General features: G+C 41.3%; 12 protein-coding genes. 6 read left to right on the top strand and 6 right to left on the bottom strand.

Going from position 1 to position 12,859, the window contains the following annotated elements; genetic code table 11:
* Nucleotides 1-60: 60 nt before the first annotated feature.
* From ACXAC4_RS05620 to ACXAC4_RS05600, 5 genes are all read right to left on the bottom strand, one after another.
* Nucleotides 61-480 carry a hypothetical protein gene (locus ACXAC4_RS05620; protein ID WP_475159671.1) on the bottom strand — a complete coding sequence of 140 codons (420 nt, stop codon included), beginning with the start codon at nucleotides 478-480 and terminating at the stop codon, nucleotides 61-63.
* Nucleotides 481-523: 43 nt separating this feature from the next.
* The gene (locus tag ACXAC4_RS05615) at nucleotides 524-1,051 is read right to left on the bottom strand and encodes a GNAT family N-acetyltransferase (protein ID WP_475159669.1); all 528 of its coding nucleotides are present in this window, start codon (nucleotides 1,049-1,051) and stop codon (nucleotides 524-526) included.
* Between the two features lie 8 nt (nucleotides 1,052-1,059).
* On the bottom strand, nucleotides 1,060-1,503 hold the full coding sequence (locus ACXAC4_RS05610; protein ID WP_475159668.1) for a GNAT family N-acetyltransferase: 444 nt from the start codon (nucleotides 1,501-1,503) through the stop codon (nucleotides 1,060-1,062).
* Nucleotides 1,504-1,644: 141 nt separating this feature from the next.
* Nucleotides 1,645-1,944, bottom strand: coding sequence for a DUF3088 family protein (locus tag ACXAC4_RS05605; protein WP_475159666.1), 300 nt, complete (start codon nucleotides 1,942-1,944; stop codon nucleotides 1,645-1,647).
* A gap of 88 nt (nucleotides 1,945-2,032) precedes the next feature.
* Entirely contained in the window at nucleotides 2,033-2,983 is a 951-nt protein-coding gene (locus ACXAC4_RS05600) for a GlxA family transcriptional regulator (protein ID WP_475159664.1), read from the bottom strand.
* Nucleotides 2,984-3,082: 99 nt separating this feature from the next.
* Between ACXAC4_RS05600 and ACXAC4_RS05595 the strand changes: the two genes are divergently transcribed.
* The gene (locus ACXAC4_RS05595; RefSeq protein WP_475159662.1) at nucleotides 3,083-3,643 is read left to right on the top strand and encodes an HD domain-containing protein; all 561 of its coding nucleotides are present in this window, start codon (nucleotides 3,083-3,085) and stop codon (nucleotides 3,641-3,643) included.
* A 57-nt stretch (nucleotides 3,644-3,700) separates the two neighbouring features.
* On the opposite strand, the gene ACXAC4_RS05590 is transcribed toward ACXAC4_RS05595, so the two are convergent.
* Nucleotides 3,701-5,191 (bottom strand): amidohydrolase family protein, encoded by a 1,491-nt coding sequence (locus ACXAC4_RS05590; protein ID WP_475159661.1) that lies wholly within the window; start codon nucleotides 5,189-5,191, stop codon nucleotides 3,701-3,703.
* 120 nt (nucleotides 5,192-5,311) lie between these two features.
* Between ACXAC4_RS05590 and ACXAC4_RS05585 the strand changes: the two genes are divergently transcribed.
* The 5 genes from ACXAC4_RS05585 (at nucleotide 5,312) to ACXAC4_RS05565 (ending at nucleotide 12,741) form a co-directional block, all read left to right on the top strand.
* Nucleotides 5,312-7,171 carry a tetratricopeptide repeat protein gene (locus tag ACXAC4_RS05585; RefSeq protein WP_475159659.1) on the top strand — a complete coding sequence of 620 codons (1,860 nt, stop codon included), beginning with the start codon at nucleotides 5,312-5,314 and terminating at the stop codon, nucleotides 7,169-7,171.
* Between the two features lie 92 nt (nucleotides 7,172-7,263).
* A complete protein-coding gene (locus tag ACXAC4_RS05580) occupies nucleotides 7,264-7,950 on the top strand; it encodes a response regulator transcription factor (RefSeq protein ID WP_475159657.1) in 687 nt (228 codons plus the stop codon).
* Nucleotides 7,940-9,307: a sensor histidine kinase gene (locus tag ACXAC4_RS05575; protein ID WP_475159656.1), complete on the top strand. Its 1,368-nt coding sequence runs from the start codon at nucleotides 7,940-7,942 to the stop codon at nucleotides 9,305-9,307. Before ACXAC4_RS05580 ends, ACXAC4_RS05575 begins: the two co-directional genes overlap by 11 nt.
* Before the next feature lie 100 nt (nucleotides 9,308-9,407).
* Nucleotides 9,408-11,378 (top strand): DUF1800 domain-containing protein, encoded by a 1,971-nt coding sequence (locus ACXAC4_RS05570; RefSeq protein ID WP_475159654.1) that lies wholly within the window; start codon nucleotides 9,408-9,410, stop codon nucleotides 11,376-11,378.
* A 10-nt stretch (nucleotides 11,379-11,388) separates the two neighbouring features.
* Nucleotides 11,389-12,741: a DUF1501 domain-containing protein gene (locus ACXAC4_RS05565; RefSeq protein WP_475159653.1), complete on the top strand. Its 1,353-nt coding sequence runs from the start codon at nucleotides 11,389-11,391 to the stop codon at nucleotides 12,739-12,741.
* Nucleotides 12,742-12,859 lie beyond the last annotated feature (118 nt).

The raw sequence follows: 12,859 nt of genomic DNA, 5'->3' as shown, positions 1-12,859 counted from the left end.
GCGGCCAAATGTCGTAATGAAATGTTTTATGGGCTTACAAAAAAATAAGCCCATTTGAAATTAAAGTGATTTTAACAAGCGATAGCCGTTGTCACTTAATTGAAAATGAACGCCGTATACGTCACCACCACCGAACATCACTTTTTTCGACTCAATTTGAATGCCATTATCTTTGAATAGTTTCTCTAAAGATTTAGCACCATTTTGAAGCGCACTTTGATCTGTGCTGAAACTCGATTCAGACATAATAAATACGACTTTACCTGACTGACCTGCAGCAGCTCTCAATTTAATACCTGCTAACTCAATATCTTTTGTAGCACCGGTCATGCCTGAACAATCTGTATCTAACAGCATATCGCTACAACTCGCTGCAACACTATATGTACCCACAGTCTCGCCATTGAAGTTGACTGATTCAGGCGTGGACATACAGCCAGAAAGTACAAGAGCAGCTGTTGCTATGGCTAATTTTTTCATTGTTTACCTTTTCTATTTATAATTTAACCTGAGCCCAGGTTATTTAACTAATGTATTCATATTGGTAGTCATCAATTGACCTACCTTTAATCACAACATTATCTTTAAGTAATGCTGCCTGGATGAAACCTGACTTTTCTAATAACTTTATCGAGCTCGTATTTTGAGTCGAGCAAATCGCTTTCAGCTTTTTTAAGTTAAGCACATCAGAAGAGAACGTCTTTACCCGTTTAAGTGCTTCAAACGCATACCCTTTGCCTTGCTTGCAAGGATTTAATAAAAACCCGACTTCGCCAATATGCTGCTCGTGATCAAGTATTTTGACCGAGATATTTCCGACTTTTTCACCTGTATTAGTTTCGGTGATACCAAAACATAACCAATCATGACTGTCGCTATCCCACGGCTGAGCAAAAGCCTCAAAGCCAGCCTCAGCTTCTTCTAAAGTACTAGGATCATAACAGTGTTCCATCACCTCAGGGTCCATACATAAATGAATGAAAAGAGACTTATCGCTTTCATTTAAAGGGGCTAAGGTGAGTCTTTCGGTAACTAATATTGTTTTGTTCATTTATTCTATTACTTTTTTGGCGCTTTAATTACAAAGCCCTTCTCGATACCTGCTTTAAAGCCTACCGACTCATATACTCGGTGCGCGCCAGTGAGATTCTCGCCTGAGAGCAGCATGACTTTATAGCAATTTAGCTCCCATGCTTTTTGAATGCTAAACTCAAGTACCTGTTGACTTAATCCACGACGGCGGAATTTTTCTGCGGTGATCACATGTTCAATAATGGCAAAAGGTCGACCGCCATTTGCAATACTCTTATTTAAACCCAGTGCGCAAGTTGCGGCTAACTCCCCTTCGATATCTGCTACTGCTATATGTGTTTCTGGACAACACATCATCTCAGCCCATACCTGCTCAGAAAAGGTTTTTTCAAGCTCTGGGTCCTGCGGACGTAGTTCTCGGTATAAGTTGAGCACGTGTGGAAGATCTTCTAGATTTGCAAGGCGGATCATTGGTTTACTCCTTTAAACTTCAACAAGCACCTATAATGAATACAAACTTACAATAAGTAAACTGCTGCCTTGATCAAAAACGAGACACTTCATAACAGTTAAACATAAAGTTCACTAGGTAACTTTATGTTTAAAGCTGCACTAAGGATGCACAGCTGCTCCACCAAATGCCTGTGCCAAATAATTGATTATCACTTCAGGTTTAGTGATGATACTTTTATCTTCTGAAATAAGTACGGGTAACCATTGGTTTTCTTCACCCAAGAGTGCAACCACTTCTTGACGTGGCTTTTCAAAACCTATTCGTCGAACTTCAACATGCTCATACCAATGTCTGTTCACAGCCAGAGCGCCTTCAATCATGGCGCAATGAGAACAAATCCACATTTTGCCTGGCCCATCTTCAAAAGGCATAGAAAGTACAAATAAAACGGGTTTCATAAGATATGACTCCAAGAAGGTTTAAAGGCTGATAATTTTAACCTGCCTCTTTAATATCTAATAATAAATTAAAACAATGTAATCAGTATTAACCTTGCTGACTTCTAAATACTTTTCGCCAAGCTTGTGGTGTGGTGCCGAAACGTTTTTTAAAGTGTTTACGAAAAACTTGCTCAGAGCTAAAACCCGTTTCTTCACTGATCAACAGAATACTTTTATCTGAAGACTCCAGTAGCTCAAAGCTCGCATTGAGTTTTGCCAGAATTGACCACTGCGTAAAGCTACTGCCGTAAATCGCTTTAAAATGTCGAGTAAAGCTCCGTATACTCATGGAGCAATAGCTCGCTGCTTCTTCAACGCTTATTGACTGGGCTAAATCGCCAAGTACAAAGTCGATTAACTTAGCGAGGCGTTCGTCGCTTGCGCGATTTGCAACAGGATGGGCAATATATTGATTTTGACCACCTGTTCTGCTGGGTGAGGACACCATCACTCTAGCGACTTGGTTTGCTGCTTTCACCCCATAAAAGCGCTTAAAGATATGTAAACAACAATCTATCGCCGCCGCACTGCCTGCCGATGTTACCAAATTATTTTCAACCAAGAATAACGGGTTCGTATCAAAGTCGACTTTTGGAAAGCGCGTTAAAAAATCTGCGCTATTTCGCCAATGTGAAGTTGCCCTTTTACCGTTCAGTAAACCAGCATGGGCAAGTAAATAGGAGCCTAAGCATAATCCCACAATCCATCTACCCTGTTTGTGTGCATTGCGCACTATATCAATTAACTCTTTACTGGGTGTTTGCTCTGGAAGCCAACTTGGGAAGATTAAGATATCGGCCTGAGCTAACAAGTCGATACCATTCTCAACCCAAATATTCAGTCCACCAGAGAGCGTTAACTTTCCGAAGCGCTCTGAACAGACTTGAACTGAAAAATAAGGATTCTCCTGTCCAATCGCATCAGAAAAAATAGCTTGTGGTACTGAAAGATGAAACAGGCTCATTCCTTCAAATGCATAAATAGCAACTCGTTTCACAAAATTGGCCAAAAAGTATAGTTAACTGTCATTTTAGCCATTATTAGAAAGTCTGTGGGTTAATACAATAGCCTCATCATCAATAAGCAGGTTATTACAATGCAAGTTAGAACTAGTTACCCATATACGGACGACATATTGTCACAATACAAAGAAATTATTGGTAAAGACTTCCAAGGTTACCGGAATCATGTCACTCGAATGCTTAACTTTTGTCATTATTTACTCCCTGATATTTCAGAGCAGGAGAGTATGAAGTTACAAATAGCAGCTGCTTTTCATGATATTGCTTTGTGGACCCATGACAGAGTTGACTACTTAGTACCGTCATATCAAGAATGTCAGCGCTACCTTGAACGAAATAACCTTAAAGAACTCAATGAGGAAATACAAATAATCATTGATATGCACCACCTCCTTAGTGAATATCAAGGCCCCTTTGCAAAGCTCACTGAAGCTTTTCGTAAAGCGGACCTTGTCGATTTTTCTTTAGGCCTAATAAAAAATGGAGTTGACCCTAAATTTATTAGTGACGTCAAAACACATCTACCTAATGCAGGCTTTCATTTTACCCTGATGCGCTTTTCACTCATTCAGTTAACTCGAAAACCTTGGGATCCAATGCCGATGCTGCGTACAAAGAACATCTATAAAAAATAAGCTGCAGCTTACTTTTACTATTTTTTTGTATATGTTCATTTACCTTTTAAGTGCCAGTTAACTTCGTTCAATTGGCACTCCATTAAGAATAACCGTATCTATATGATTATACGCTTCAACACTTTGCAAAGGGTTGGCATTGAGCAACAACAGATTAGCCACTTTGCCCGTCTCGACCGTGCCGTATTGTTTATCTAACGAAAATGCCTTGGCATTATTCAAAGTTGCCGCAGCAAGAATACTTGCCAAGCTCATCCCTGCATCATACATATCTTTTAATTCCCAATAGGTTGCTAATCCCGGTTGTGATGCATAGGTCGGAGCAGGTGGAGTGTCGGTTGCGAGTGAAACCACACCACCGTTTTGGTAGATGTAATTTAAAACGCGTTTACCAAGCTGTTGGTTAAATTCAAAACGCGCTATTTTTTGCGCATCGCTCATATTACCCCAGCCTTTTTTCATTTCACGTGCAAACCATTGCCCGGCTTCAGTTTGGTACCAAGCAATTTGTGCTTCACTCAGCACTGTTTTGTACTCCGGTTGAGTAATATGACCTTCACGCATCACATCTGTCAGCGCGCGCATGACATTGAGCGTTGGTTGATAAGCAATGCCTGAGCGTATGATGTCATCGGCAACAGCTTTTACTCTAGGTGGTAATTCATCATTTACACCTTTTGTGCCTTCTCTGCTTTCTTCGAGCCAATTCCAATTACCATGCGCCATCACATCCACTTGATGATTTAACCCTAAACGCTGCATATCGGTGGCATTGGCATGGGCCATCACTTTTAAACCGTGTTGCTCACTGGCAGATTTGAGCTCATCTAGCGTGTTAGAAGCGATTAACGGAATATCTGAACGCTCACCAAAACCATCCTCTAGATACACTTTGGTGCATATAGCGCCATCATCGGCCATGCGTTTTATTAATTGTTTAGATGAATGACTTTCTAATATGTGTTTTTCATGCAGGTGACTTGGATCGCCATGTTGATGCGCATAATATGGGCGCTTTTCATGTAGGTGTTCATAATTTATACCTTGCGCATTATATCCTTGATAAATAGGCACAGCACCGCAAAAATAGCTTGTTGGTGCCGCACCGTTACTTTGAAAAAGCGACATACTCTCTTTACTTGCTCCCGGTTCAAGCACTTGAGTCACACCATAATATAAATAGTTCTTGCCCTGCCTTTGCAGGTATTGCAACTGTAAACTTTCAAGCTCTGCCATCTCCTTGTCATTAAACTGGCTAAGCTCGAAGGGTAACCCTGGCATGCGATTTAGATGCACGTGGGCGTCCATCAAACCGGGAATTACAAACTTACCGGTGCCATCAATCACATTAGCGTCAACGTCGTTCAAAGCTTTTGTCGATATGGTTTTAATTTTGTCATCTTGAATGCCGACCCAACGTTTATCTGCAACGCTGGCTTGGTATGGGTTAAGCGGCGAAATAACGGTAACGTTTTTGATGATGACATCAAATTCTTTCGCATTTAAAACGAAAGGTAATAGTAAGCTAATTAGCATAAGTGTTTTCATGGTGACTCCTTTTTTGAAACTGGCGCCACCTTAAAAAAACACTGGGTTAATTACTTAAAAAGCATATAATTTTACCCTGAATTTTGTCTCAAAATAAAAATAAGCAAAGTTATCATAAAGATGGAAAAGACAGAGGCCCCTTTTATACTCGCCAATTGGTATGTAGAGCCACATTTGAACAAGCTAACTTTAGCCGAACAATCGTTAGAGTGCTCGCTGCCGCCTAAAGTTATGGCTTTATTGGTCTTGCTAACTCGCCATCAAAACACACCGCTGAGTTTAAATTTTATCGCCAAAGAAATTTGGCCCGATCGCGTGGTTACTGATAGCTCTATTTATCAGGCCGTTGCGCAACTAAGAAAAACACTTCATCAAGATAAAACCATTACTGAAGTCATTGAACAGATTTCAGGAAAAGGTTATAGGCTCTCCCCTCATATTGAGCTGAAGTTTGAGCGTGAAGAACAAAATTCATTGCCGCAAAACAGCTCAAAAACACAGGCGTTACAGCAATCGCCAGCAGAAATAATAACGAAAAAGCATAAGTTAACGGCTTTCGCTGTAGGTGTTCTTGTGTTTGCGGTTATCGTTTTTTGGTTTATGAACAACGGCTCAATCAAAGAAGAATTAAAAGCGCAGGTAAAGAACCAGGCAAATGAACAAGCTTATTTTGAAGATTTAACCCTTGCAGATCATTTGGTCAAACAGCGTGAGGTTAGCGCAATTAACCAAGCGAGCAAACTCTATAAAACCATTTTGAATGAGAGCCCCAACAACGCCAATGCCCTGTTTGGTTTATGCAACAGCGATTACCAACTGCTTGTTTACGGTCAGCACAGCCAAACGAAAACCTACGCAAGCTGTTTACCCTTGCTGCAAAAAGCCATAGAAATTGATACTTATCATATTAATGCTATTGCATTACTTGGTGCGCTCCACCAGCAAAATGGTGACTTTGAAACCGCAAAAATCTATTTCGAACAAGGACGCTCTCTAGAGCAGAAAAGTAGTTTATTTCACCTTTTTTATGGTGATTTCTTACTGTCGCAACAGCAAACAACAGAGGCACTCACCTCACTGCAAACTGCGTTCAAGCTAAGCCCAAATGACCCTGAAGTGCTTGTAAAATTAGCCTATGCCTATTTAGTTAAGCGCGATCGCCAAAAAGCGCAGCAATACTTTGAACGTGCCCGCTTAATTGCACCGAATCTGCGAAATGCGCCACTTTATGCGTTAGATTTCTACACGCTCACTAAACCTATTGCTGCGGACTATGAAGCTTGGTACGAACAATACAGTTATGACAATGAGAATAGTGAGTACAACAATAAATTTGCCCACTTTCAATTACAGCATGTGCTGTTTTTACTCAGCACAAACCAATTAGAAAATGCTGAGACTGTTTTTAAGCAAACAAATAAACAATATATTCCTAACGATTTTGTTTGGTATGTTGAAGCGGCAATTGCAGCTAAAGATAGGCGCTTAACTTCAGCACTCGAAAAGCTTGAGCAAAGGTATCAACTCGCTCCAGCATTAAATCGCTATGTAATCCCTTACATTCATGGACTGATGGCCAATAACAACTTTCAAATGGCGTTTAGTTTATTTACTAAACACTTTGCTGAATTTTCAAGTTTAACAACACCTGTTGAGCAGAACCTTGGGTTGTATCTTACTTATGCGCAAATTTTGCAAGGTTTAGAAATGGGTAATGCAGTACATGAAAGTTCAGAAACAAGTCAAACACTTGCAAAGCTCACACAGGACTTAGCACTATGGCGTGAACTCAACGGTGAGTTCAGCGACTTCAATGAAGTTAAGTGGCATATCATTAAACAAGATGATGAAAACGTAAAATTAGCCGCGACCAAATTGCTCAAAAGCGACTGGTTACCTGACTACAATGACAATATGTTTACTGAACTATATCTAAAAAAACTCATTAGTAGTAAAGAATTGGAGCCTTCTGATCTATAACTTTAGCAAAAAAAAGAGCTTACAAAATTGTATGAATCAAAACTCAATAAATAGGATATGCTTAAAAGGTAATACATTTTTTTCAGAGCGTTATGAACATCTTATTAGTTGAAGACGATTTAGATACTGCTGAATTTATCAGCAAGGGACTACAGCAACATGGCGAAATAGTTCAACACTGTGATAATGCTGAACAGGCTATGCTGTTAGCATCGTCAAGTGAATTTGATGTCATAATATTCGATAGATTACTGCCTAATATGGATGGCCTTGATGCCGTTCGCATTCTGCGAGCAAGCAAAGTTACCATTCCTATCATTATGCTTACTGCACTTAGTGATACATCTGATAGAGTTGCAGGGTTAGATGCCGGCGCTGACGACTATTTAGTAAAGCCGTTTGCTTTTTCGGAGCTTTATGCTCGAGTTAAAGCCCTTGCCCGGCGCCAACCTCTAAAAGAAAGTAGCCTTGAAATTTGCATTGGTGAACTCAAGCTTGAACGAACCACGAGGCAAGTATTCAGGGCAGGAAAAGAAATTGAACTCATGCCAAAAGAGTACCAAATCCTTGAGTTTATGATGCAAAACCCCGATCAACTTATCACTAAAACCATGCTGTTAGAGCAAGTATGGGGGTTTAGCTTTGATCCGAAAACCAGCCTTGTTCAAACTCATGTGTCTAGACTTAGAAATAAAATAGATAAACCCTTTGCTTTCGATATGATCAAAACCGTACGTGGTTGTGGCTACTTATTGTCGAGGCAACTAGATGATGAATAAACATCAAATCGTGCAAACTTTAAAGCTAAGCACATTGTCTTGGTGTGCTTTACTCATTGTTTTATTTATCTTCATCGAAATGTCGCTCTGGCTTGATAAGAACGAGCAAAAGAATGAGTTTGCTGAATATGCTGAAGAAATAGAGCATATCTATGAAGAGCAAGGCCCTCGTGCCATCTTAAAAGAACTTGAGCTAACCCATAGACCTAAATGGACTGACGATGAAGCAAAGACACACCTATTAGAAGAAGAGTGGTTAGTTGCAGGCTTTAGAGACGGCAAACTTATGCTTGGCGCCGACACCGATTTACCCACAGCCGATGCCCCAACTTGGTTCACTTTAAATTTAGAAGAAGACGCCCCTACTCAAGTGCTCACCACCACTTTATATTTTAATGAGCATGCATATGCTCACTTTTGGCAAAAACAAGAAGAAACACAAAGACTGAAAGGCATTTTTGCCTATGAATTGCTTGCTTGGTTTATACCCTTTAGCTGGCTTACCTTGTGTATTTTATTTGCCTTTATTACACGTCGAGATTCAAAACCAATTCAAGCGATTATTGGCCAGCTTGATGCCGTTGCACAAGCCCCTGACTCGGCGCGAATTAAAGTAGACAGCACAGATCCACAATGGCAAGCGCTTGGCCAATCAATCAATACCATGCTAGATGAAATTGTGCACCTGCATAACAATATGAAAACCATGTCGGTCGGTATTGCCCATGATTTAAAAACCCCCCTATCTCGTGTATCAAACCGACTGCAATCTATGTATCAAGATATTGATGATGCACACGCGCTACATTTCCACCTCGAGAAAGCCAGTCAAGACCTCACTCATATCATCACTACCTTTAACAATTTAGTGCGATTGAATGCCATTGAGTCAGGCAAGCATATTCAAGGCTTTAGCGTGTTTAATTTATCTGAGCTGGTCAATGAATTAGCCCTAAGTTACCAACCTGTATTTGAAGATAGCGGTCGCCAGTTTGAGATATCAGTTGTACCCAGTGTGCAATGCTATGGAGATAGAGATTTAATAAGCCAGTTGCTATGTAACTTACTTGAAAATGCGCTTGAATATGCAAACAACAATGCACAAGTTTGGATCAGATTACAAAGTCATACTCAAAGTGCTCTGCTACAAATTGGCGATGATGGACCGGGCATACCAGACAAAGACAAACATAAAGTCTTCGATAAGTTCTATCGCGCTGATATTAGTCGCTCTAAACCTGGAAATGGCTTAGGTCTAAGTATTGTGAAGGCAATTTGTGATGTCCATAACGCGCAATTATGCTTATTAGATAAGCAGCAAGGTGCTGTATTTAATATCGAAATTCCTATGCCTTAAATTCATACAATTTTGTATGAAAGCCGTACTACAACTGTAAAACACGCTCAGCGTTTTTAGCTCTACACTTAACTTATCGTTAAGTAACGAGAGAGAAACAATGACTAAACTAATTCAACTAAAATATCTCTGTGTTCTGATTTGCTTAAGCCTTGCGGGTTGCGGCTCTGGTGGTTCAGAATCAACCTCTCAGGCACCAGAACAAGTTGTCGATAATAGTAGTGGCTCAAGCTCCAACAACGACTCAAATGACAGTTCAGGGCAAGACAACACTGATGATTCGAGTGATGACTCGAGCGAAGAGTCAGGCTCAGATAGTGACTCAGATCAAAATGATGATGCTGATAACGATGCAGATAATGACTCTGATGATCAAGATGCCGACGACAATACCGGTGACGACACAAGTGGAGAAAATGACCTAACCTTTGCCACTGCTACCTCGACTTCTCGTTTTATTCAACATGCCACTTTTGGCGCCACACCGACCGATATCACCAATTTAACGGGTCAAAGTGCCTCTAAGTGGTTTAAAGATCAACTACAGCTGCCACCGAGTTTAAAACTGCCTGTTGTGAATGCTTATGCCCCGACTGAAACCAATGACGACGATGAATTCGATTTATTGCATATAGGCGCAACAACCATCGCTTTTTGGCGACATGCTATCTCAGCTGATGACCAATTAAGGCAACGTATGGCCTTTGCCTTGTCAGAAATACTCGTTGTTTCAAATGCCGGCGGTGAAGAACTCACAGACATTCCAGAGGCGGTATCGAGTTATCAAGATATCCTAATCAATCATGCATTTGGTAATTACCGAGCATTACTCGAGGCTGTCACCTACTCCCCAGCAATGGGCTTTTATTTAACTTACATGGGCAATATGAAAGGCGATGAGGCAACTGGCAGAGTCCCCGACGAGAACTACGCAAGAGAACTACTACAACTTTTCACCCTCGGTGTGGTTGCTTTAAACCAAGATGGTACAGAGCAAATAGATGACGATGGCAAACAAATTGAACTGTATAGTAATGAAGATATCACCGGTCTTGCTCGCGTTTTCACAGGCCTAGATCTTGATCACGATACTGCTGAAGAAACGCAAAGCCACGAATTTGCGATCCCTATGGCGATTTACCCTGAATTACACTCAGAAAAAGAAAAATCATTTTTAGGAACGCAAATCGCTGCAGGTACGGGCGCTCAAGCGTCAATCACTCAAGCACTGGATCATATTTTTAATCATCCAAATATGCCTCCTTTTGTTAGTAAGCAGCTTATTCAACGTTTGGTGTCATCGAACCCCTCTGCTGAGTATGTAACTAGAGTAGCAACTGCTTTTTCTCAAGGTCAATTTACACTCCCTGATGGTTCAAATGTCGGCGATAAACAAAGAGGTGATTTAACCGCGACCTTAGCAGCCATTTTATTTGACCCAGAAGCCACAGGTGAGCCGATCAATAGTTCAGGTAAAATAAGAGAGCCGATTTTACGTTTTACACAATGGGCACGCGCATTCGAAATCGAAAACGTCACGCCTGAATTTCAAGAGATGCTTTGGGATACCAGCCCTGCAAGTATGTTAAGCCAACACCCTTACGCCTCAAAAAGCGTATTTAACTTTTTTAGACCTGGCTATGCAGCCCCCGGCACTGAGACAGCTGCCAATGGTTTAGTCGCTCCTGAGCTTCAGATCACCAATGCCACTTCTATCCCCGGATACACCAATTTTATGACCTTTTATATCGCAGGCCTTCAAGGAGATGTTGATGTAGAAGAATTACAAGCCGACTTTGATGACAACAACATTCGACTGGATGCTCGCAATGCAGTGAATAGCTTTTTTACGGATTACGATAAAGAACTGGCATTAGCCAATGATGTTGATGCCTTACTGGCACATTTAAATTTACTCCTCAGTGCAGAGCAGCTGTCAGCTAAAACGCTTGAGGATATAAAGCCTATAATCAGTCGTATCGAAGAAGACGATGAAGAGGGTTATTTACTGAGAGTAAAACTGGCCATTTTACTGGTTATGACATCACCTGATTACTTGGTTCAAAAATAGGAGCTTTCTCATGAATAGACGACATTTCTTAAAATTCAGTGGCGCTTCTATGATGGCAACATCTATGCTGCAATTAGGACAAGCACTTGCGAATACCGACGCTCAAGATGAAGATTATAAAGCGCTGGTATGTGTTTTCTTATATGGCGGAATGGATAACCACGATACGCTTATTCCATATGATAGCGACAGCTACAACACATGGGCGAGCCACAGAAGTAGCTTACTGAGTCAATATACAACGAAACGAACCATTGCAAACCTCAACCCGATTAATACGCCCTCTCGATTTGGAACGCGCAGCTTTGCGCTGGCCCCTGAATTATCAGGCATGGCCAATTTATACCAGCAAGGCAAGTTGGCCATTGTTGGTAATGTAGGGCCACTGGTCGAGCCCATTTCGGCCGAAATGATTAAACAAAAAACCGCCAAGTTACCTGCTCGGCTATTCTCGCATAATGACCAACAATCGACTTGGTTATCTGGACAGACAGAAGGCGCACAATTTGGGTGGGGCGGGCTCATGAGCGATGCATTAGTAACGCAAGGGCTTGCTGAGCAAACGCCATTTAATGCTATCTCGACCGATGAAGCGCCTTTATGGCTAACTGGAGAAAACACCTTCCCCTATAATGTTAGTGGCGGCGAAGCGGCTACAATCAGAGCATTAGAAGAATTTGACAATAATGCGCAACTAATAGCCCACTTTAGTGCACAAAACCATAGCTCAAGTAACTTGCTGCAAAAAGACTTGGCCAAGTTTATGAATGACTCTTATACGGCCAACGAGCAATTTAACAACGCCGTTGCTAACACTGAGGTGTCATTACCACCATTCCCTACCACACCTTTGGCTATGCAATTAGAGACGGTGAGTAGAAGTATTGCAACACGCACCGAGCTGGGCACCAAACGACAAATCTTTATCGTGGCAATGGGTGGCTTTGACACCCATTCAGGCCAAGCGCAAAGCTTACCCAATTTACAAAGCAACATAGACGGTGCACTTGTTGCCTTTAATAATGCCATGGAAAGCTTAAATTTAAGTAATAACGTCACGCTTTTCACCGCGTCTGATTTTGGTCGAACTTTAGCAATCAATGGTGATGGAACCGATCATGGCTGGGGTAGCCATCATTTCGTCATGGGAGGCGCGGTCAACGGTGGCACCATTTTTGGCGATGTGCCCGTATCTGAACTCGACCATGATTTTGATGCTGGAGGCGGCCGATTGATCCCCACAACATCCATTGAGCAATATGCGGCAAGTTTAGGACAGTGGTTAGGACTAAATGACACATCATTGAGCCAAGTATTTCCTAATTTATCTCAATTTAGTGAGCCATTATCTCTATTTAAATAGTGTTTAATGCTCATTTTCCCTAGGGCGTGTTTATCTTTGAGGTATGAATTTTGTTCAAATCAAAAGCTTTCAGTACACGAAATGAGCTACGAAGCATAATGGGTTATGCAAGTGGCTA

It is taken from the genome of Pseudoalteromonas sp. AWM4_233 (genome assembly GCF_056158285.1).
Note: the sequence above shows the minus strand (reverse complement) of the source record. Positions and strands in the feature narration are given on the sequence as shown.